This window comes from Halomonas sp. H33-56 (genome assembly GCF_040147035.1).
GTDB lineage: Bacteria > Pseudomonadota > Gammaproteobacteria > Pseudomonadales > Halomonadaceae > Halomonas > Halomonas litopenaei.
In genome coordinates this window covers 1286765-1309210 of sequence record NZ_JAMSHP010000001.1, presented here as the reverse complement: position 1 = coordinate 1309210, position 22446 = coordinate 1286765, and the positions used below count along the sequence as shown (strand labels likewise).

18 protein-coding genes are annotated in these 22446 nt (G+C 63.8%); 11 read left to right on the top strand and 7 right to left on the bottom strand.

Annotated features, from left to right (window positions below; genetic code table 11):
- Positions 1–32: 32 nt before the first annotated feature.
- Positions 33–1082 (top strand): AAA family ATPase, encoded by a 1050-nt coding sequence (locus NFH98_RS05835; RefSeq protein ID WP_124802468.1) that lies wholly within the window; start codon positions 33–35, stop codon positions 1080–1082.
- Positions 1079–2824: a cobaltochelatase CobT-related protein gene (locus tag NFH98_RS05830; protein ID WP_349622324.1), complete on the top strand. Its 1746-nt coding sequence runs from the start codon at positions 1079–1081 to the stop codon at positions 2822–2824. Before NFH98_RS05835 ends, NFH98_RS05830 begins: the two co-directional genes overlap by 4 nt.
- A 193-nt stretch (positions 2825–3017) precedes the next feature.
- Here the strand turns inward: NFH98_RS05830 and NFH98_RS05825 are convergent, their stop codons facing one another.
- Positions 3018–4271 (bottom strand): NAD(P)/FAD-dependent oxidoreductase, encoded by a 1254-nt coding sequence (locus NFH98_RS05825; RefSeq protein WP_045991938.1) that lies wholly within the window; start codon positions 4269–4271, stop codon positions 3018–3020.
- Positions 4272–4460: 189 nt separating this feature from the next.
- Positions 4461–5873 carry a sodium:solute symporter family protein gene (locus NFH98_RS05820; RefSeq protein ID WP_045991937.1) on the bottom strand — a complete coding sequence of 471 codons (1413 nt, stop codon included), beginning with the start codon at positions 5871–5873 and terminating at the stop codon, positions 4461–4463.
- 142 nt (positions 5874–6015) lie between these two features.
- On the opposite strand from NFH98_RS05820, the gene NFH98_RS05815 reads away from it, so the two are divergent.
- The gene (locus tag NFH98_RS05815; RefSeq protein WP_052704284.1) at positions 6016–6948 is read left to right on the top strand and encodes a LysR family transcriptional regulator; all 933 of its coding nucleotides are present in this window, start codon (positions 6016–6018) and stop codon (positions 6946–6948) included.
- Here the strand turns inward: NFH98_RS05815 and NFH98_RS05810 are convergent.
- The 4 genes from NFH98_RS05810 to xsc form a co-directional block, all read right to left on the bottom strand.
- Positions 6938–7666: an aspartate/glutamate racemase family protein gene (locus tag NFH98_RS05810; RefSeq protein WP_124802470.1), complete on the bottom strand. Its 729-nt coding sequence runs from the start codon at positions 7664–7666 to the stop codon at positions 6938–6940. The genes NFH98_RS05815 and NFH98_RS05810 overlap by 11 nt on opposite strands.
- A 38-nt stretch (positions 7667–7704) precedes the next feature.
- Complete coding sequence (locus tag NFH98_RS05805) at positions 7705–8493, bottom strand: TSUP family transporter (RefSeq protein ID WP_204248926.1); 789 nt, start codon at positions 8491–8493, stop codon at positions 7705–7707.
- Between the two features lie 27 nt (positions 8494–8520).
- The gene (gene pta, locus NFH98_RS05800; RefSeq protein ID WP_045991935.1) at positions 8521–9528 is read right to left on the bottom strand and encodes a phosphate acetyltransferase; all 1008 of its coding nucleotides are present in this window, start codon (positions 9526–9528) and stop codon (positions 8521–8523) included.
- Positions 9529–9711: 183 nt separating this feature from the next.
- Positions 9712–11532, bottom strand: coding sequence for a sulfoacetaldehyde acetyltransferase (gene xsc, locus NFH98_RS05795; RefSeq protein WP_349622323.1), 1821 nt, complete (start codon positions 11530–11532; stop codon positions 9712–9714).
- A 613-nt stretch (positions 11533–12145) separates the two neighbouring features.
- Between xsc and NFH98_RS05790 the strand changes: the two genes are divergently transcribed.
- From NFH98_RS05790 to NFH98_RS05755, 8 genes are all read left to right on the top strand, one after another.
- The gene (locus NFH98_RS05790) at positions 12146–13696 is read left to right on the top strand and encodes a tripartite tricarboxylate transporter permease (protein ID WP_045991933.1); all 1551 of its coding nucleotides are present in this window, start codon (positions 12146–12148) and stop codon (positions 13694–13696) included.
- Positions 13683–14129, top strand: coding sequence for a tripartite tricarboxylate transporter TctB family protein (locus tag NFH98_RS05785; protein ID WP_045991932.1), 447 nt, complete (start codon positions 13683–13685; stop codon positions 14127–14129). The genes NFH98_RS05790 and NFH98_RS05785 overlap by 14 nt, the downstream gene beginning before the upstream one ends.
- Before the next feature lie 13 nt (positions 14130–14142).
- Positions 14143–15120 (top strand): tripartite tricarboxylate transporter substrate binding protein, encoded by a 978-nt coding sequence (locus tag NFH98_RS05780; RefSeq protein WP_287165822.1) that lies wholly within the window; start codon positions 14143–14145, stop codon positions 15118–15120.
- Positions 15121–15263: 143 nt separating this feature from the next.
- Positions 15264–16706 (top strand): acylating sulfoacetaldehyde dehydrogenase, encoded by a 1443-nt coding sequence (gene sauS, locus NFH98_RS05775; protein WP_349622322.1) that lies wholly within the window; start codon positions 15264–15266, stop codon positions 16704–16706.
- 11 nt (positions 16707–16717) lie between these two features.
- Positions 16718–18256 (top strand): AMP-binding protein, encoded by a 1539-nt coding sequence (locus tag NFH98_RS05770; protein ID WP_349622321.1) that lies wholly within the window; start codon positions 16718–16720, stop codon positions 18254–18256.
- A gap of 161 nt (positions 18257–18417) precedes the next feature.
- Positions 18418–18900, top strand: coding sequence for a universal stress protein (locus NFH98_RS05765; protein ID WP_045991929.1), 483 nt, complete (start codon positions 18418–18420; stop codon positions 18898–18900).
- 202 nt (positions 18901–19102) lie between these two features.
- Entirely contained in the window at positions 19103–19882 is a 780-nt protein-coding gene (locus tag NFH98_RS05760; protein ID WP_162197827.1) for a GntR family transcriptional regulator, read from the top strand.
- A gap of 227 nt (positions 19883–20109) precedes the next feature.
- Positions 20110–20931, top strand: coding sequence for an IclR family transcriptional regulator (locus NFH98_RS05755; RefSeq protein WP_045991928.1), 822 nt, complete (start codon positions 20110–20112; stop codon positions 20929–20931).
- Positions 20932–21127: 196 nt separating this feature from the next.
- Here the strand turns inward: NFH98_RS05755 and NFH98_RS05750 are convergent, their stop codons facing one another.
- The gene (locus NFH98_RS05750) at positions 21128–22078 is read right to left on the bottom strand and encodes a hypothetical protein (RefSeq protein WP_108449685.1); all 951 of its coding nucleotides are present in this window, start codon (positions 22076–22078) and stop codon (positions 21128–21130) included.
- Between the last annotated feature and the right edge of the window lie 368 nt (positions 22079–22446).

Here is a 22446-nt window from a genome sequence, read left to right as displayed (position 1 = left end):
CACCTTTCCACCGCGTTTCAGGATTGACGACCATGGCCGACGCCTCACCCCTGCTCGACGACGCCCTCCCCGCCCAGCGTTGGCACAGCGCCCGGGAAATCTTCGGCATCGAATCCGACCTCCAAGTCCCGGTGTTCGAGACGCGCGACGACCATGTGCCGGCCATCGATGACGCCTATCGCTTCAATCCCGACGTGACCCTGGCGATCCTGGCCGGCTTCACCCGCAACCGCCGGGTGATGGTTCAGGGCCTGCACGGCACCGGCAAGTCGACCCATATCGAGCAGGTGGCCGCCCGCCTCAACTGGCCCTGCGTCAGGGTCAACCTGGACGGCCATATCAGCCGTCTCGATCTGGTCGGCAAGGACGCCATCGTCATTCGCGACGGGGTCCAGGTCACCGAGTTTCAGGAAGGCATCGTGCCCTGGTCGCTGCAGCGCCCGGTGGCGCTGATCTTCGACGAGTACGATGCCGGGCGTCCCGACGTGATGTTCGTGATCCAGCGCATTCTGGAGCGCGACGGCCAGTTCACCCTGGTCGATCAGAACCGGGTCATCAGCCCGCATCCGATGTTTCGTCTGTTCGCCACCGCCAATACCGTGGGGCTAGGCAACCAGGACGGCCTCTACCAGGGCACCCAACTGCTCAACCACGCTCAGGTGGACCGCTGGAACATCGTCGCCAAGCTCGACTACCTGCGCCGCGACGAGGAAGTGAAGATCGTGCTCGCCCGGGTGCCGAGCAAGGACAACGAACGTGGCCGACGCCACATCGACGCCATGGTGGCGGTGGCCGAACTGACCCGTAAGGGCTTCGCCAACGGCGACCTGTCGACGCTGATGTCGCCGCGTACCGTCATCACCTGGGCCGAGAACTGCGAGATCTTCCGCGACCCGGCGCTGGCCTTCCGGCTATCGTTTCTCAACAAGTGCGACGAGCACGAACGGCCCCTGGTCGCCGAGTTCTACCAGCGCTGCTTCGATGCCGAACTCAGCGAATCCGTGGCCAGTGTGTCGTCAGACGACGATTCACAGGCCAGCGATTCACTGGACAAGAAAGCAGACGCCGGGGAGGCGCCATGAGCGCAGCGGGCGAGGCGGCGCTGGCGCTCGCCCGCCAGCGCCGCCAGCAGTACCTGGAGGAGCTGGAAGCCGCCGTGCTGCGCGCCCATACCGGTGAGCACGACTGGTTCTACGCCGGTCGCAGGCTCTACCGAGGGGCGTCCCGGGTGGCCCTGCGCGCGCCTCACCTCAAGCTCGCCGAGGACTGCCTGTCGCTCGCCGACTATCGCGCCGTCAGCGACGCCCTGGCATTGCGCCAGCGCTTCAGCGACGACCGGCTGCACCAGCGCCTGCGCCCCGAGGAACCCGAGCCGCGACTGATCTACGACTGGCTCGAGCAGTGTCGGGTCGAGGCCCTGCTGGACGGGCCAGCCCCAGGCATGGCGCGCAACCTGAAAGCACGCTTCGAGCGCTGGTCGCTGGACTATCACCACGCCCAGCTCACCGAGAGCGCGCTGGGCCTGTTGCTGTTCTGCGTGATCCAGATCAGCCGGTCACGGCTGATGGCGGCGCCCATGCTCGAGGAATTCGAGGACTTGCTGGAAGCGACCCGCGCCAATATCGTACCGGCGCTGGGCCACGCCCTGGCAGGACTGCGGCGCGAGCGCCACGACCAGCAAGGATTCCAGCGTCACGCCCGCGACATCGCCGACTGGATCGCTGCCCAGCTCGAAGGTTACGAGCCCCAGGGCGAGCGCGAGGACGAAGCCAAGGACCCACGCCGGGCGCTGGCACTGCTGCTCGACAGCGAGGACGAACTCGACGACGAGGTGCCCCTGGCCGCCACCGGCCAGAGCCGCACCCTAGCCGACGGCGCCCATCGTTATCGCGCCTTCACCACCGCCTACGACAGCGAGCGCGAGGCCGACAGCCTGGTGCGTCAGGCCCAGTTGGAAGAGTACCGGGCGCGCCTGGACGAGCGCCTGCACGCCCAGAAGGTCAATGTGCGTCGTCTGGCCCGCCAGTTTCGTCGCCACCTGTCGGTGGCCGATCGCGATGGCTGGCAGGACGGCGAGGAAAGCGGCGTCATCGACGGCCGCCGACTGTCCCAGATCGTCTCCTCCCCTCAGGAGCGGCGCGTCTTTCGGCGCGAGCGCTACCGTCCGGTCAGTGACGCCCAGGTCACCCTGCTGATCGATTGCTCCGGCTCGATGAAGGCCCACGGCGAGTCCATCGCCATGCTGGTCGAGCTGTTGACCCGGGCGCTGGACATGGCCGGTGTCGACAGCGAGGTGCTGGGCTTCACCACCGCCGCCTGGAACGGCGGCCGAGCCCAGCGCGACTGGCTCAAGGCCGGGCGCCCCGCCACGCCGGGACGGCTTAACGAGGCGCGCCATCTGATCTTCAAGGACGCCCAGCAGCCGTGGCGACGCGCGCGAAAGCGCTTTGCCGCCCTGCTCAAGGCCGACCTGTACAAGGAAGGGATAGACGGTGAAGCGGTCGAGTGGGCCTGCCAGCGCCTGATGGCGGCAGACGTCAATCGCCGCCTGCTGGTGGTGATCTCCGACGGCAGCCCCTCGGACAGCGCCACCAACCTGGCCAACGACCGCCACTACCTCGACAACCACCTGCGCTCGGTGGTCGCAACCTTCGGCGGCGGCAACGGCCGTCGCCCCGGCCCCATCGATATCATCGGCCTCGGCGTCGGCCTGGACCTGAGTCCCTACTACGCCCGCCACCGGGTCATCGCCCTGGACCAGACCCTCGACAACGCCCTGCTCGACGAAGTGGTGGAGCTAATGTTGTCGAGGCGTCGTTACTAGGGCTTGTCTGAAAAGTGTCTACGCTCGGTAATACGGCGTTAAAAATCGGATCAACATGCTCATTTACACCCCGTAAACTGCGCTGTCTCACCGATTTTTGCCTTGTCTAACCTTCGCTCGCCGACTTTTCGGACTAAGCCTAGCGCTCGTCTATCAGTGCTGATCTCAAAGTGCTCGTCTAGAATCGCCCTTCCTAAAACCGTGCAGGGGACAAGCTGGCGACGTAGTCAGGCAGGGCTTCGCCGTGGATCATGGCCGCGATCAATTCGCCGGTGTGGGCGGACTGGGTCAGCCCCAGGTGGCCGTGGCCGTAGGCCACGAAGAGCCCTTTTCTGCCCGTTACCTGCCCTACCACCGGCAGGCCGTCCGGTGTCGAGTGGCGCACGCCCATCCAGCGCTCCGCCAGGCTCAGGGGCCGTCCGAACAGCGCTTCCCCCCAGCCCTTGAGCCTTTCCCAGCGGCGCTCGTCGGCGGCGCGGTCAGGAGCGGTAAACTCGGTGGTGCCCGCCAGGCGAACGCCGCCATGCATGGGGGTGGCATAGAAGTGGCGGGCCAGCCAGCCCACCGGGCGCGACAGCGAAAGCGGCGTTTCAAGCCGCACGTGGTAGCCGCGCTCGCTCACCACCGGCAGCGACACGCCGAGCGACTTGAGCAGGGCATCATTGGCGATGCCCGCGCACAGCACGACCTGGTCGGCCTGGTACTCACGGGACTCGCCGTTCTCGCCCTTCTCACCGATCAGGCGCCAGCCCCCCGCGGCCAGCGGCACCAACCCCCTGATGCGGGCACCATGCTGCACCACGCCCTCGCCTGCCAGGCGCTGCCACAGGGCTCGGCTCACCGCCAGGGAATCCTTGAGGTGGCGCGTCTCGGGGAAGTACAGGCCGCCGACGAGATCCGCGGGATGGATCGTGGGTTCCAGATCGCGCACCTCCTGCGCCGTAAGCGCCTCACAGGCCACCCCATCGGCCCGCTTGGCACGGGCCGACGCCTCCAGGGTCGCGGCCAGCGGGTCGCCTTGGCGGGCGAGTTGCAGACAGCCGGTGTCGGCGTACAGATCCGGCGCCTCGAGCGACTCCAGCAACGCGTGCTGAGCCTTGACCGCATCCTGAATCAGCGCCACCAGATCCGACTTGTGGCGGGCGAAACGCGACGGCGTCGCCGCCTTGAGAAAGCGCGGACCAAAGCCCGCCAGGCGGGCCAGATAGCGAGGGTCAACAGACAGCGAGGCGTCACGCCGACACAGCTCTCCAGGCAGTTGCCTCAAGGTATCGATACTGGCCATGGGCGAGGTGGCGTAGTTGGCGATCAGGCCGGCGTTGCCGAAGGAGGTGCCCTCCCCCGGCGGGCCCGGGTCAAAAAGCTGTACCCGGTGGCCACGTCCCGCCAGCGAACGCGCCACGGCCAGCCCGACGATGCCGGCACCCACGACGGCGATGGTATTCATGCACAGTCTCCTGTTGGACGAGGGCGGCCGGCCCGTGCTTGGGGCCAGCCGCGTCTTGTGGGCGATATCGTGGGGTTCAGTTGTCGCGGTAGAAGCGCCAGGAGGCGATACCCACCCCCACCGCGGTGAGGATGCTGACGGCACTGACGGTATACAGAGCAAGAGCGTACAAGGTCATGGGAATCTCCTTCACTGAGCCTTGGCGGTGACAGGGGCGTCGGGGACCGAGCGGAACAGTCGGTAGACCAGTACAAACACCAGCACATTGGCGATGACGCCGGCGATCAGCGCGGTCAGACCGGTCGCCGCCTGCAGGTCGAACGGGCCCCACTTCCACAGGATGGTCACCAGGGCGCCGGCGAGCATGGCGGCGACCGCCGAGCGGGTGCAGCGCAGATCGAACAGCACCGCGAACACGAAGGGCAGCAGAATGGTCGGCGCCCACAGCGCGTAGCTGAGCAGCAGCGCATCGATGATCGAGGTGGCGTAGAGGGCGAAGACCACCGCGCCGAGGCCAATCAGCAGGTTGACCAGTCGCTCGATCCACAGCCGCTTCTTCTCGCTGACGTCAGGCTCGATAAAGGGTTTGTAGATGTCACCGACGAAGATCACCGCCGCCGAGTTGAGGTAGGAGTCGGCGGTGGACATCACCACGGCCAGGAGCGAGGCCAGCACCAATCCGGTGATGCCCACCGGCAGGGCGTCGCGGATCAGGGTCGGCATCGCCTGGTCGGGCGAGATGGTCGGATAGAGCACCAGCGCGACCAGCCCGATGGTGGCGCTGACCAGATAGAACAGGAAGCCGAAGCCGCCGGCCACCGAATAGCCGATACGAGCGTGGCGCGAGTCAGGGGCCGACAGGGCGCGCTGGGTGTAGGGCGGCACCAGGGTCTCGCCGAGCAGAAAGGCGATGAAGATAGACAGGAACATGCCCACCGAATAGTCGCCCATCAGGCTGAAGTGGCCCTCGGGCAACCGCTCCACCAGCGCCTGGGGGCCGCCCAGATCATGGATGCCGATCAGCATAGTCACCGGCAGGAACACCGCCAGCATCAGAAACTGCACCACGTCGGTCTGGATCACCGCCCACATGCCACCCACGGTGGAATACAACAGCACCACCGCCATGCCGATCAGGATGCCGGTGGAGACCTCGATACCGAGGATGGCGTGGAACACGGTGCCCACCGCCAGGGCCTGGGCGCCGAGGATGCCGATGCAGAACACCAGCGAAAAGATGCCGGTGAACAGTCGCGCGCTGGCACCGAAGTGCTGCGCCATGATGTCGCCTACGGTCTGGGCGTTGACGTAGCGCTTGAGCCGGGGGGCGATGAACAGACCCGCCAGTACCGTGGCCAGGGGGAAGGCCGAGGCGGCGACCATGAAGGCGTAGCCTTCGTCGAAGGACTTGCCGGCACGCCCCATGGAGGCGCCGCCGCCGAGGAAGGAAGCCGCCAGGGTGGCGAACAGCACCGGCCAGATGATCTTGTTGCCGGCCACCGCAAAGTCCGCGCTGCCGGAGACCTTCTTGGCGCTGCGATAGCCGATGTAGATCAGTATCGCGAAATACAGAAGCAGACCGCCGAGGTCGATGGGATTCATGAAACTACCCTCGTTATGGTTGTTGGGGGTGGTTTCAGCATCGACCGCCATTGCCATAAAGACAACTTTGAGATAACTATGAAACCATAAATATAATTTAGAGGCGCTCGCTCACTTCCCGAGGGCGCCCGGAGGGACGCCCATGAAGGTTCGTCACCAGCTTCGCCAGCTCCAGATATTTCGTGAGGTTGTGCACACCGGCAGCCTGTCGAAGGCCGCCCGTCGTCTGGAACTCAGCCAGCCGGCGGTCAGTTCGGCCATCGCCAATCTCGAGCAGGAGGTGGGGTTCTTGCTGTTTCGCCGCAACAACTACGGCACCGAGCTGACCCCCGAGGCCCGCTATCTGATGGAGGGGGTCGACAAGGTACTGGCGTCGGTATCACATCTGGACGAACTCGCCGATGGCCTGCGCCAGGGCCGCGCGGGCAAGCTGATCCTGGGCTGCATGCCGGGGCTCTCGCCCACCGCCATGCCCGGGATCATGGCCGAGTACCTGGCCGACTATCCCGATACCCGGCTGTCGTTGCAGACCTTCAGCTCGCGCAAGATCCGGGACTGGGTGGCCGAGGGCCAGTTCGATGTCGGCGTGATCGAACGCCAGGATGACCTTAACGACCTCGATGCCCGCCACCTGTCCCTGCGCATGCACCTGGCGGTACCGCGCCACAGCCCGCTGGCGGGCCTTGCTCAGGTAGAGGCGGCGGATCTTGACGGCAAGGCCCTGGTGACCCTGGACGAGCACCACCAGAGCACACTCAAGTTGAAGCAGGCGCTCAGACAGGCCGGCGCCGACTGGCAGATCGCCGCCGAAACCCACCTGTTCCCTTCCGCCATCAGCCTGGTCAATGCCGGCATCGGCCATGCCCTGGTGGACCCGGTCTCGGCCTGGAGCTTTCTGATGCGTCGCGACTGCGCCGTGGCGATCCTGCCCTTCGTTCCCGCCATCGACCTCGATATCGCCGTGATCACTTCGCGCTTTCACACCAGTTCGCGCCAGTGCCAGCGGTTTCTGCCCTATCTGGAAAAGGGACTCGACACCTGGCACCGGCGCGCGCTGTCGCCGCTCAGCCCGTGACGAGCGGGTCCGGCGCCGATTGCTGCCTGCCGGCAGCGGAGCGAAGGATCAGCTCGAGTGCCGGCACAATATCGTAGACCGGGCAGCCCGCCTCCCGTCGCACCACCTCCACGAAAGCGCTCAGGTCGGTACACTCCAGCACTACCGCGTCCAGCGGCGCTTGCGCTTTCAGTCTTCGGGTTGCCTGTGCCAGCTCCTGCGCCATGGCGGCGAGATCCAGGTCATCGCGTCGACCTTCCAGGATCACCTGACGAAACTCATCACCGTCTTCGAGCCCCTGCACCACCGGCAGAGGCCCTTGCCAGCCAGCGCCGACGAAGTGGGCGCGCTTGAGCGCCCCCGCGTCTGCGGTCAGCACGCCGATCCGTCCTGTGCCACCGTGCACGCTGGCGAGCCACGGCAGCAGGGTCAGGCTGGACAATACCACCGGCACCGTCACCGCGGCCGCGACCCGTTCCTGATAGCGCGCCATGAAGCCACAGCTCCCGGCGATGGCACACACCCCCTCACGCTCCAGACGCCTGGCGCGGTCCACCAGCAGCGCGCCCAGCTCATCCCCGGGTGCATGCAGCAGGCGGGGAATATCGATGCCCTGCAGCACCTCGTAGCGTATCGGGTGGCGAAAGGTGTCGGGGTTGCGCAGATGACCAAGCGGCTTGGTAAAGGAAGAATCCAGACACAGCACCCCAAGCGGTGCCTCTTCCATGGCGACTCTCACGGGCAAACTCCTGTTCCGTTGTAGTATCTGTGCGAACCTCACGCCCTGGTCCACAGCGCCAGGCTGCCGTCGAGCATCAGCCCCACGCCTATCACCATCAGCGTCAGCATGGCCACTCGTCTCAATAGCACGGCGCTGCAGGGCGGCGGATAGCGGCGTCCGGCCCAGGTGGCCAGCGCCACCGCCGGCAGGGTCCACAACGCCAACAGCCAGACCTGGGCATCGAGCCCGCCGGCGGCGCCGACATACAGGGTGCGCACCCCCGAGGTCATGGCGAAGCAAGCGATCAGCAATAGCCGGATGGTCTCGGTGGGCAGCGGCTGGCGATAGCAGTGGTAGATGACCGGCGGCCCGGGCATGCCGAACATTCCGGCCAGCAGCCCAGTCATGACGCCGTTCGCGGCGAAGCCTGCCGAGGACGATACGGCCGCGCGTGGGCGCGGCCGCAGGCCCACGCTGAGCCCGCCGTAGAACACCAGCGCCCCCAGCATCAGCATCAACAGCGCCTCGGCGCTGACGCTCAGCCAGTTCAGCGCCCACACCCCGAGGCCGATGGACGGCACGATGCCGAGCCCCAGCGCCAGCACATGGCGCCGGTCGAGATGATGCAGCTTGCCGGGCAGGGCCACGGCGCTGTTGACCAGGGTCACCAGACTGACCACCGCCACCAGGGTGGCGACGCTGACCAGCTCGAAGCCACTGGCCACGCCGATGATGATCATGCCGATACCGAACCCGGACACCGTGTGCAGGTAGCCTGCCAGCACCGTGATCAGTATTACCGCCAAAAGGCCAGAGAGCTCCATTCCCTCGGGTACCAGTGTCATCTTCCCTCCCGGCCGGCCAGATGAATGTTACGCCACCGACAGGCGCTGGGCCTGGACCGTGGTGACGGCGATCACGTTGACGATATCCTCTTCGCTGCAGCCCCGCGAGAGGTCATTGGCAGGCCGCGCCAGGCCCTGCAGCAGCGGACCGATAGCCTCGGCGCCGCCGATCCGCTCGGCTAGCTTGTAGCCGATATTGCCAGCCTCAAGGTCCGGGAAGATCAGCACATTGGCGTTGCCCTTGACCCTGGAGTCCGGCAGCTTGCGCTCGGCGATCTCGGCGACGATGGCGGCGTCGAGCTGCACGTCCTCGTCGATGGCCAGGCCCGGGCGCGCGTTCTTGACCTTGCGCGCCGCCTCCACGACCTTGTCCACCGAGGCGTGATGAGCGCTGCCGCTGGTGGAGAACGACAGCATCGCCACCCGTGCCGGTTCGTCGAGCAGCGCCTCGGCACTGTCGGCGGCGGCCATGGCGATCTGCGACAGCGCCTCGGCGTCGGGGTCCACCACCAGCCCGCAGTCGGAGAAGATCATGCCCCCCTTCAGGCTATGGAACTCCTTGCACAACATCATCAGAAAGAAGCTCGACACCAGGCTCGCCCCCGGCGCCTTGCCGATCAACTGGATGGCGGCACGGACGACGTCGGCGGTGGTGTGCACCGCCCCGGCCACACAGCCGTCGGCCAGGCCGTCGCGGACCATCAGGTTGGCAAAGATCAGCGGCTCACGTACCCGCTGGGCGGCATCCTCGGCCGTCATGCCCTTGGGCCCGCGCAGTTCCAGCAGGAGCGTTGCCAGGCGATCGGTGTGCTCGGAGTCGGCGGGATCGATCAGCTCGATCGCCCCAATCTCGAGCCCTTCGGCCTCGGCCCGGGCGTCGATCGCCTGACGATCCCCCACCAGCAAGATTCGGGCATAGCCGGCCTGGCTTGCCGCCAGTCCTGCCTTGAGCACCCGCGCATCGTCGCCCTCGCACAGCACGATACGTCTGGGGTCCTGGCGGGCCATGTCGCGTATATGATTGAGCGCTTTCATCGGAATAGCTCTCCCGGGGTCATTGTTATCGGAGACTCCGCCCATCCCTTCACTCGGCCGGGGCTCTTTACCACCCTCTGGCGAATGTAAAAAAGCCCTGGCACCAGGCCAGGGCAATGTCGTCATACCGGACGAGAGAGTCTTGCGTGGCGAGTCAGACAGGGGAGTCCTTCGCCGCCGGTATCAGACGTAGTCCTGGTACTTCTCCAAGAGACGCACCGGCTTCTTCAGGGCGTCACGGCGGAAGGGGTCGCCCAGTTCGCGGGTACACATGATCTCGATGATGCAGGTCTTGCCCTCGTTCATCTGCATGTCCACCGCCTTCTTCAGCGCCGGGCCCACGTCTTCCAGACGGTCCACGGTGATGCCCTCGGCACCCATGGCGCGGCCGATCTCGGCGAAGCTCTCGTTGTCGAGCTCGCCGGCCACGAAGCGACGATTGTAGAAGTCGACCTGGTTCTTCTTCTCGGCGCCCCACTGGCGGTTGTGGAACACCACCGCGGTGACCGGGATACCGTGACGCACGGCGGTCATGGTCTCCATCAGGCTCATGCCCCAGGCACCGTCACCGGCGTAGGCGATGGCTGGACGATGCGGCGCGGCGGTCTTGGCACCGATGATGGTCGGCAGGGCGTAACCGCAGTTGCCGAAGCTCATCGGGGCGAAGAAGCTGCGCGGCTTCTCGAAGCGCAGGTAGCTGTGGGCCACCGAGTTGATGTTGCCGATATCGGTGGAGACCATCACGTCTTCCGGCATGGCCTTCTCGAGCTCACGCAGCACCTGACGCGGGTGCAGGTACTCGCCGCCGGAGAACGGCTTTTCGTCCTTGGCTTCCTCGATGGCGTCGAGGCTGAACGGATCACGCTCGTGGGTCCACTCGTCGAGTTCCTTCTCCCAGGCGTCCTTCTCGGCCTTGATCTTGGCAAGACGCTCGTCCTTGGAGGCGTCGCAGGCCAGGTCACGGCCCTCGAGGCGCTGGCTCAGCTCGACCGCGGCGGCCTTGGCGTCGCCGCAGATGCCGACAGAGATCTTCTTCACCAGGCCGAGCATCTTGTGGTCGGCGTCCACCTGGATGATCTTGGCGTCCTTCGGCCAGTAGTCCATGCCGTGCTGCGGCAGGGTACCGAAGGGCCCGAGACGGGTGCCGAGTGCCAGCACCACGTCGGCCTGGGAGATCAGCTTCATGCCGGCCTTGGAGCCCTGGTAGCCCAGCGGACCACACCACTGCGGATGGCTGGCGGGGAAGGAGTCATTGTGCTGGTAGCTGTTGACCACCGGCGCGCCGAGGCGCTCGGCCAGGGCCTTGCACTCTTCCACCGCGTCGGCCATGACCACGCCACCACCGGAAACGATCACCGGGAACTTGGCCTCGGCCAGCAGGGCCGCCGCCTCGTCCAGTGACTGAACGCCACCGGGGCCGCGGTCGATGCGACGCGGCTCGGGAATCTCGGCCTCGATCTCGCCGTAGAAGTAGTCACGCGGAATGTTCAACTGGGTCGGACCGATCTCCGACATGGCCCGCTCGAAGCAGCGACCGGTGTACTCGGCCATGCGCGCCGGGTGGGTGACGTGGCCCTGATACTTGGTGAACTCCTGGAACATCGGCAGCTGGTTGCACTCCTGGAAGCCGCCCAGGCCGATACCGGTGGTGCCGGTTTCCGGTGTGATCATGACCACCGGGCTGTGGGCCCAGTAGGCCGCCGCGATGCCGGTCACGCAGTTGGAGATGCCGGGGCCGTTCTGGCCGATGACCACACCATGGCGGCCGGAAACACGGGCATAGCCGTCGGCCATGTGGGCCGCGCCCTGCTCGTGCACCACCGGAATCAGACGAATGCCGGCAGGGGCAAAGATGTCCATGGCGTCCATGAAGGCCGAGCCCATGATGCCGAACATGTCGGTGACGTCATTGGCGACGAGGGTTTCGACGAAGGCCTCGGAGGGCGTCATCTTCTGCTTACCCTTCACGACCTGGCGCTTGTTGGTGTTGTCGTTGTGACTCATGGGGCTCCTCCAGGGAACAAAAGCGGATGCTGGCGGCGTCGGCCATCAGGGCCTCGGGCCTTGTCTTGGCTTGAGCCGCTCCGGATCGGTCGCCTCAAGCTTTTCGATACCATAAGTTCCGATTTGCGAAACTTGATCCAAAGGTAGCGGCCGATTCGTGCCCGGTCAAGACGAATTTCATTATTTGATACGTTACGGTTCGTTTTTTATAAAAACAGACCGTCGTCGTGCCACCCTGTTTGCTCCGCCAAGCCCCTGCAGCGCCTCCCACCGCTCGCCCGCCCCTCCATCCGCGCCCCTTGCACCCTTGCCTGCAGGATCGATCACGCTCCTTTTGCCGAACACCCGCATCCCGCTGAAAGGCCCGCCATTGCTGCATTGCAGCGGCATTTCGGAGGGAAAAATACGTTGACAGTCACGCGGGAGACTTCTAGACATACAACTCATGTACATCTGTTAAATGACTTGATCCAGACCCTCTACACACTCACCAACCTTGATGCGACCGCCATCAAGCCCGTGAAAGAAAGCACGCCAAAGGCAAACGCGCTTATCCCAACTGAATGACAACGACAACAGACGCCCGCCCCTGTGGCGTCACGGGAGGCTCAAGGTGGAACTACTGCATTACCTTCCGCAGGTTCTCAGCGGCTGGAACCTGCTTATCCTGATCGGCGGCACGATCGTCGGATTGATTCTGGGGGCGACGCCGGGGCTCAGTCCGACGATGGCGGTGGCGCTACTGATCCCCTTCACCTTCAAGATGGACGCTACCTCGGGGCTGATCCTGCTCGGCGTTCTGTATACCTCGACGGTCGCCGGCGGCGCGGTCAGCGCCATCCTGATCAACATCCCCGGGGCGCCCGCCAACATTGCAACGATGCTGGATGGCCACCCCATGGCCAAGGCCGGCAAGGCGACCCAGGCGCTGTACTACTGCTTTATCAGCTCCGCCGTCGGGGGCGTGCTGGGGGTCCTGGTGCTGATCTTCCTGACCCCTTACCTGGTCAATGTGGCGCTGAAGTTTGGCCCCCCGGAGCTGTTCTGGACGGCCATCCTCGGCATCACCGTCATCGGCTCTCTGGGCAGCGCCTCGGTACTCAAGGGCTTGCTCGGCGGCGCGATCGGCGTCTGGATCTCGCTGATCGGCTTCAACCCGGTGACCGGCACCGAACGCTTCGTCTTCAGCGAGCATCTGCAGGGCGGCATCACCATCATCCCGGCCCTGATCGGCCTGTTTGCGATACCCCAGGTGCTGCAGATGGTAGAGGGCGCCAAGGGTGCCAACGGCGGCGAACGCTTCGACATGGCACCCACCTCCGTGATCAAGGCGATCATCTTCAACCTGAAGAAGGTCAAGGCGCTGGTGATCGGCAGCCTGTCCGGCATCATCGTCGGCATCATTCCCGGCGCCGGTGGCCAGATTGCCGGGCTGATTGCCTACGACCAGTGCAAGAAATTCAGTCACAACAAGGACAATTTCGGCAAGGGCGAGCCGGAGGGCATCATCGCTGCAGAAAGTGCCAACAACGCCATGGTCGGGGCGTCACTGGTGCCCATGCTGTCGCTTGGCATACCGGGCAGCCCCACCGCCGCGGTGCTGCTCGGCGGCCTGTTGATTCAAGGCCTCTTTCCCGGACCAGACCTGTTCACCCAGCATGCATCGGTCGCCTGGACCTTCATGGGAGCACTGCTGATCAGCCAGATTCTGCTGGTGGTGTGTGGGCTGTGGATCAGCGGGATCGGCAAGTACGTCATTCGGATTCCTCGCCACATCATGGCGGCGGCGGTGACCACGCTGGCCATCTTCGGCACCTACAGCGTCCAGAACAGCTTCTCCGACGTCATCATCATGATGTCCATGGGCTCTCTGATGTACTTCGGCATGCAGTACGGCTTCACCCCCGGGCCCATCGTACTCGGCATCATTCTCGGCCCTATTGCCGAAACCAACTTCCTGCAGAGTCAGATGCTGGCCCAGGCCGGCGACGGCATGCTGCGTTACATGTTCGGTGGCTGGCTCAATATCCTGCTGGTCTCGCTGTGCCTGCTGTCGGTGGCCTACAGCCTCTACGCCAGTTGGCAGGCCCGCAAGACCCGCCAGCGTGCGACGCCCGATCATCGAGTCCAGGTACATCCGGAGGCCAACCATGATGCTCACTAAACCGCGTCAGGTGGCCCTCGGCGCACTGATCATTGCACTTGGCCTGGTAGCCGCCTCCTGGGCAGGCGGGGCATACGGCTACAGCTTTCCCCGAGTGGTGTCATTGATCGTACTGACTCTGGCAGTCGTGCTGCTCGCGGTGGAAATCCTGGCCCCAGGCCAGGCCGAGGAAGGCGCCATCTCCATCCCCTGGGGCAGCATCATCCCGGCGCTTGCCATCTTTTTCCTGCTGCTGCTCGCACTACGAATTCTCGGCTTCTACGTCACCACCCTGGTGGGGTTCGTCGTCATCAGTAGCGTCTATATGCCCGGGCTTTCCTCGAGCCGAAAGATCCTTCTCAACATCGTCATCGGTACCGGCTTTCTGGCGGTGCTCTTCGGCGTATTCACTGCCCTGTTAAAGGTGCAGTTTCCCAAAGGCCTACTTCTGTAGAAGGCATAAAACAATGACTATTCACGCCACCTCAGTAAAGCGTCAAACAGCGTCAACCCTCGCGGTCTGTCTGTTGCTTGCTCCCCTCCCCAGCCTGGCGGACTTCCCGGAAAAGCCCTTGAATCTGACGGTCGCCTATTCGGCTGGTGGTGCGACAGACTTCCAGGCCAGGATCGTCACCTCGAAGGGCGATGAGTACCTCGGGCAGCCGGTCACGGTGATCAACCGCCCGGGTGCAGGCGGACAGATCGGCTGGAATCAGTTTGTCAGTACCGGCGCTACCGATGGCTACGATATTGCGGCCTATAACGTGCCGCACTTCATCGCTCAGTCGATCATGTACGACACCGACTACAGCATCGAGAACCTGCAGCCCATTGCAAACTGGGGCGCAGACCCTGCCGTACTCATCGTCGGCAAGGACAGTGAATTCGATTCCATCGATGACGTGGTGGAGTACGCAAGAGCCAATCCTGGAAAGTTGACGGTCTCGGGCGCCGGGCTCTACGTCGGACACCATATTGCTGCCCTTCAGCTTCAGCAAAGCGCCGAGGTGACCCTGAAGTACCTTCCTACCTCAGGAGGAGTGGACGCCCTCAGGTTTGTTGTCGGTGGTCAGGTGATGGCGGGATTCAACAACTTGTCCGACGCCTTCCGCAACCAGGACCGCATCAAGATCCTCGGCATTGCCGATCTCGAAAGAAGCGAAGATTTCCTGCCGGATGTACCCACCTTTATCGAAGCGGGATACGACGTCGACGACACCAGCCTCAACCTCAGGGGGATCATGGTTCCCAGAGGGGTCGACGCGGAAACGGTCGACTACCTCTCTTCCAACTTCATCGACATGTTCCAGGACAAGGGAATCGCCGAGCAGATGAAAGAAGGCGGATCGACCCTTCGCGTCATGGAAGCGTCCGACCTCGAGGCGCTGTGGAAACAACAGCAAGCGTACCTGACTGAACTCTTCGCTCAGCTCGAGACACCGTGACCTCTGCGGATTTCAGGCCAACGGCAACGAAAGCAAGGGTAGCGACGCGTGGAACACAGGCCTCATTCCCCTGCACCGCAGGGAGCCGCAATCCATACCCTGAGCCGCCCTTGCTTACCCCATCGACACGTCGAGGTAGCAGCATGAACACCAACCACAAGCATTCTTCTGACGACAATAGCGCCTACCGGCTGGTAGCCCCCATTGTCGAACGAGCCCGAGAAGCCCAGCGCCGGTTCGAGCAATACGACCAGCAGCAAGTCGATGAAGTCGTGCTGGCCGCCGCCTGGGCGTTGATGGAGCCCACGCGAAATGAGGAGCTGTCACAACTCGCAGTGGCCACCACCGGGCTTGGCAAGGTTTCCGACAAGATCGCCAAGAACCACCGCAAGACCCTTGGATTGCTGGCCGACCTCGAGGGCAAGCGTACCGTGGGTATCGTCTCCGAAGACCCGAGCACAGGCATCGTCGAGATATCCCGCCCGATCGGCGTGGTCGGCGCCGTGGTGCCTTCCACCAACCCTGCGGCCACGCCCACCAACAAGACGATCAACGCACTCAAGGGTCGCAACGCCATCGTGCTGGCTCCCTCGCCCAAGGGCTACGCCGTGTGCGAACGGCTGGTGAACTACATGCAGGACGAGCTCGCCCGTATCGGAGCCCCCCGGGTTCTGGTGCAACTGCTACCGGACCCGGTGACCAAGGCGAGCACCCATGCCTTGATGCAACTGGTCGACCTGATCGTCGTCACCGGCTCCCAGAACAATGTGCGCTCCGCCTATTCCAGTGGCACCCCGGCCATCGGCGTCGGGGCAGGCAATGTCCCGGTCATCATCGATGAAAGCGCCAATATCGCAGATGCCGCGCGCAAGATTCTTGCCTCCAAGACCTTCGACAATGCGACCAGCTGCAGCTCGGAGAACAGCCTGGTCATCCTCGACAGCGTTTACGACAGCATGGTCTCGGCACTGCGCGACCACGCGGCGGTACTGCTGACCGAACAGGAAAAGCGGATTCTCGAAGGTCGTATGTGGACGGATGGCAACCTCAGTCGTGACGTGATCGCCCGGGATGCCGGCAGTATCGCCAGCACCGTGGGGCTCGATCGTCCGGCGTGTCTCGACGCCTCGATCCTGCTGGTGGAAGAAAGCGGTATCGGGGCGGACTACCCCTTTTCGGGCGAAAAGCTGTCACCGGTGCTGACCCTCTACCGGGCCAGAGACTTCGAGGACGCCTTTGCTATCACCAGGGAACTGCTCGAATACCAGGGCAAGGGGCACTCCTGCGGTATCCACAGCACCACCGATGAGCACATCGAGAAGCTGGGACTGGAGATGCCGGTCTGCCGGGTGATCGTCAATCAGGCCCACGCCTTCGGCAATGGTGGCAACTTCGACAACGCCCTTCCGTTTTCCTTGTCGATGGGCTGCGGTAGCTGGGGCAAGAACAGCATTTCCGACAACATGAACTACCGCCACTACCTCAACACGACCCGCATCGTGCGCACCATCGAGGCCTCTCCCCCTCTGCCACAGGATCTGTTTTCCGGTTTTTTCGACAAGCACGGCATCGCCAATCCCTTCTAGAGGCCGGCCAGATGATGACCATTCAAGACACCATCAAGCATCAGTGTGAACGCCAACCCGCCACTGATTTCCTGATCTGTCCCGACACTGGCGAGACGGTCTCAATGTCCCGACTCCAGGAGCGAGTCGAGTGGGTGCATGGCCTTCTTCAGGCGCGCGGCTGCCAGCCCGGCGACCATGTGGCCATGCTGATGGACAACGGACTGTGGACCGCCTCACTGCTGCTGGCGATCATGGCCAGCGGTCGTGTCGCGGTCTCCTTGAACGCCATCGCAGGGGATGCCCAGTTGCGCTACGTGCTGGAGCACTGTGATGCCACGACTGTCATCGTATCGCCCCACTACGAGCAGCGCCTTGATGGCCTGCTCGACGGGAGCGAGAAGGAAATTCTGGTCGCCTGTCCTCGCAACGGGCCGCGGCAGCAAGAGCGTATCGCGTCTTCGCCCTTGCCCGTGGTAGCGCCCGACGACACGGCATTGTTGATGTATACCTCGGGCACAACAGGCAAGCCCAAGGGCGTCGTGCTGACCCACACCAATCTGATCGCGGGGGGAAGGTGCACCATGGAGGCCCACTCGCTGTGCCAGAAGGATCGCGCCCTCTGCGTTCTGCCGCTTTACCATATCAACGCCCAGGTGGTCACCATCATGGCGCCACTGATCAGTGGCGGCAGTGTGGTGCTGCCGGAGAAGCTGAGTGTCTCGGCATTCTGGGACTGGCTGCTCGACAACCAGTGCACCTGGTTCAGTATCGTGCCGACGATTGTCGCCTACCTGCTGGAGCATGCCGAGAAGCCAGAGTCGAAGGACCTGCGCGAGGATCCGCGCATGCGTCAGGTGCGTTTCGGGCGATCTGCCTCTTCGGCACTGCCGGCGGAGAGCCACCGCCGTTTCGAGACCACCTTCGGTGTCAGCCTGGTGGAAACCATGGGACTGACCGAAACCGCGGCCCAGATCCTGTCCAACCCCTTGCCCCCTTTCGAATCTCGCTACGGATCCCCCGGTATCGCCTACCGCAACGAGGTCAGTGTCTTCGACTCGACAGGACAGGTACTGCCCTGCCACCAGACCGGTGAAATCGTTGTCCGCGGCGACAACGTCATGAAGGAGTACTACAAGAATCCCGAGGCCACAGCAGACACCATCGATAACGAGGGTTGGCTGCACACCGGCGACCTTGGCTATCGCGATGAGGAAGGCTTCTTCTTCATCACGGGCCGCATCAAGGAGCTGATCATTAAGGGTGGCGAGAACATCGCCCCGCGCGAGATCGATGACGCCCTGCTGGCCCATGAGGCGGTGCTGGAGGCAGCCGCCTATCCCATGGAAAACCGGCACTACGGGCAGGTCGTAGAGGCCGTCGTGGTGCTCAAGGAAGGCCATCGGGCGACCCAGCAAGAACTTCTCGACTACTGTCGCGAGGAGGTCGGTGACTACAAGGCGCCTGAACATGTTCACATCGTGAAATGGCTGCCCAGAGGGCCCTCCGGCAAGGTCCAGCGCCTCAAGATTGCGGAGATGATCGACCATCTGCATCAAGCACCGGCCTAGCCTGGCGCCCGATGCCCTGGCCTGCGCTCGCGGTACCCAGGGTCCTGCCTGATCGATGTTTCGGCCGGGCCTGGCGCCGGCGAGCCCGGCCTTGGCGTCGAAGGTGCCTCGGCCACGTCGGCTCACCGCCTGCGCCATCCAACCTTTGTGAGGATGAAGCCATGAGCTTCCAGATATCCCGGCTGCTGTATGCCACTGACCTCAGCGCCCACAGCCCCGACGTCTTCCGCAAGGCCATCGGTATCGCCGAACGCTTCGGCGCCGCGGTCCACCTGCTGCACGTCATCGAAGATCCGGCACTGTTGAAAGACAGCCTGGCCAGCCGCTATACCGCCGTTTCCCCGCTGGACAACTATCGCGAACGAGCGACCCGGCAGGCCATCGACGAAATCAAGCGCCGCCTTGAAGACTTCGGCCACTCGACGCTGGCCTCGGAAGACAGCTACCACGCCTCTCTGAAGGAGATTCACGTCCGCATTGGCAAGCCATCCCGAATCATCCTGCAGGAGGCCGACAGAATCGATGCCGATTGCATCGTCATGGGAACACAGCGCCAGTCCGGGCTGGGTCATATGGTGCTTGGCTCGGTGGCGCGCAAGATCAGTCGTCGCACCCGCCGCCCGCTGTTTCTCTTTCCGGTCTGAGGCCAGGGGTCACACGGCCGGAAAGGTGTCTGCACAGGAGCCCCGTGATAGATTGATGAAATACCACTTAAGAATGAAACGGATGAATCAAGGTGTGAAAGAGGCGAGCGCCGTCACGCTGCTGCAGGGCAGCGGCGAGTCAGACAAGCGCCTGACCCGAGCAGCCTCCCCTTCCGACCTTGCCAGCAGCGGGATCTTGCGAATGACCAGTGAAAACGAATCTGATCGCCTTGGCCTCTTCTCCCCCGAGGTGATGGTGGCACAGCCGGGGAAACCGCTGTACCGACTGCTGCAGGACCATATTCGCGGCCTGATCGAACGGGGGGACCTGGCCCCGGGCGACCTCATTCCACCCGAATGGCAGCTCGCCGACCGGCTGCAGATCAGTCAGGGAACGGTCAAGAAGGCCATCTCCAATCTGGTCTGGGAAAAACTGCTGTTCCGCCATCAGGGCAAGGGCACCTATGTCTCGCGGACCGACTTCGAGGAAACCCTGTTTCGCTTTGTCAGCTACGGGGACGCCGACGGCAAGGACGTGCGTATCCACAAGACCACCACCGATCGCGCTATCCGCCAGGCTCCCGATGACGTATATACCCGCCTCGGCCTGAGCCAGACCAGTCCAGTCACCTATATCGAACGCCTGGGAGTGGTCGATGACGCCCCGACCCTGGTGGAGTACAGCTGGTGGCCAAGCGTACTGGTGCCGGGGCTGGAAGATTCCGAGCTTTATATTCCCGACTACTTCTATGCCTTGATCCTCGACCGATTCGGCATCCCCGTCGTCCGGGCCGACGAAACCCTGACCGCAGAAGCCGCCGATACCCACACCGCCGCCCTGCTGGACATCGCTCCCGGCACCCCGGTGGTGGTGCTCAAGCGGATGACCTACACCAGCCACGACCGTATCGTGGAAGTCCGTACCACCAAGGGAAGGGCCGACCGCTTCAGCTACCGTGCCGAAATCCGCTCGGACTTTTGACTCGGTGCAAGCTCAGACAGGGCAGCCTATGCCGGATACCGCGACAACCGGTTGGCCATGGCCGAGTCCTGGCTCATGGGTGCCTGTCCACTCACGTCCGCCGCCCGGTTCCCGACGCCGACGTGCTTCAGTCAGAGACGACAGTGATCTCGGCGAATTCCGTTTTCCGATACACATTGATTAATTTTTAGATACGTATAGGCTTGTAGTATCGAGGAGACCCCGCCATGAGCACAGCAAGCTTTGACACCCGGATCATCGAGGGCGACACCCCGGCCCAGCGCCTGCTGGCGCTGCTCGAGGTGATCGCGGAGAAGGACCAGTACTTCACCCTGCAGAGCCTGGTGGACGAGACCGGCCTGCCCAAGCCGACGCTGCACCGGATGCTGCAGCAGCTCGAGAACTCCGGCATGCTGCAGCGCGAAGCGGACAACCGCCACTACAGCAAGGGCAGCCGCCTGCGCCGGCTGGCCGAGACCCTGCTGCTCAACGACACCGTTCAGGGCGCACGTCACGGCGTGTTGGCTGAGCTGGTCCGCGAGGTCGGGGAAAGCTGCAACATCACTGCCCTGTCCGGCAGCGAGGTGCTCTATCTGGACCGCGTCGAGACGTCGGCTCCGCTGCGCTTCTATCTACACCCCGGCTCCCGGGTGCCTGCCCATTGCTCCGCCAGCGGCAAGCTGTTTCTGGCGCAGATGAGCGCCTCCCAGCGCCGTCGGCTGCTCGCCGATGCCACCCTGGAGGCCTTCACCCGAAACACGCTTACCGACATCGACGCTCTGGAAGCGGAGATCGAGCAGGTCAAGCGCGACGGCTACGCCTTCGACGACGAGGAATTCCTACCGGGGCTTCTGTGCATCGCGGTGCTGGCCCCCAACCCCACCGGGGTCTCCAACGTCGGCCTGGCGATCCAGGCACCGGTGATGCGCATGGATAAACAGCGCGCACTGGACTGCCTGCCGGCGCTGGAGCGCGCCGCCGCCGCCATCGCGCGGATCAACCAGGGCGCCCTGCCCGAGCCCATCGCAGAATCCGAAACCTCTGCCTGACGCCCTAGCCGCAGCAACCCCGCATGGCCGGAACCCTCACCAAACCAGACGCCAAACAGCAAGGCGCCACCACCGCGACAACGGTGATGGCGCCGAGATGGTTCGACGAGTCGCTCGCTTGATCGCCGACCCTGTTGCCCTGCCCCCCCCCCCTCCTGCAACGAAAGCAACGAGCGCTGCGCAGATGACACAGGCCTCAGTTGTAGAAGAAGCTGACGCAGCGCACGAAGCTGCTGCCTCCCGCGGTCACACAGCGATGTCGTATCCAGCGGTCTCGCTTGGATAGCCCCTCATACCGGGTCCACTGCCAGTAGCCTGAAGGCAGGTGAAAGGTATGTAGATGCTTCCAGTTGCCAAAGACATTCTTGTAGTAGTGCAGGGTGGCCGCCGGCCCATGGCAGGCAGTGGTGACACCAAGAGAGTTGCGACGCTTGCGGTCAGAGGTCCAGCGATCCCGGAAGGAATAGTGGGCCTCCGGGTCGCACCACCACCAGGTGTTGCTCGGGAAGGAGACGGTCTCGCAATTGTGGTTGCGAAACAGATGATAACCATCGCCCGGGACACAGTATTGCTGGCCTGGTCCGCCTCCTGCTGAGGACCCTGCCCTGGCAGTGTCCGGCGTTATGCCCAACTCGTCCAGATCCACCTCGATGGGTTCTTCCAACCGCTCCACGGTGCGATTCTTGAACGCCTTGCGGTCGATGTCGGGATTCAGCTCGAGCAGCATCTTCGGGATGGGCACCTCCTGCGGGGCGAGCATAAGGTAGTGATCCAGCGCGGACTTGCCAACTTCGCTTGCAAAGGTTCGCGGGGTCGCACGATCGCTCACGCCCAACTCCCGCATACCTACCTGGGCCTCCTTGTCGTCGCCTCTAAGCCCGACGAATTCGACGCGGTTGCCGTTGCTGAGATCGAAACGGGCCAGCGGCATGGGCTCCGCAGGACCGCTGACCAGCGGCGCCCCATCCGGCCCCAGTCCCACCGCGGCCAGGTCATCTGGCCTGTCCAGCTCTGCCGGTTCGGCCAGTGTTTGCTGATATCGTGCCGCCAGTTCCTGTGCCAATTGCGGGTTTCGCGCCAGCAGCACGTCGAGCTGCTCAGGCGTCAGTCCAGCGGCCTGACACGTACATGATGATGGTTCGTTCATGATCGACGTCCTCCACCTGGGAAGATCGTGCTCCGCCGGCCGGACCTCCCGGCGTCACCGACGGCGTTAGACGAAACACGCTGCGACGCCTTATTGGCAGCGGTCTTCTCAGCATGGTCAAAGTTTGCTTTGCCAGCCATCGGTCATGCCGCGCTGCTTCAGCTACTGAGATGACATCTACGCGAAATGGCTGATAAGTCTCATGAAAATCCTTATTGGCGGGTTAGTCCGTTTTTTACTCGAATCAGTACAAAAACACATATCACGACGGACTCGGATGTAACGACAGTCACACAAGGAAAATGACCGCGCCACGCGCGAGCCGCCGTCCTCTGGCCGCCACCGCCCTTTGACCTTATGCTGTAGAG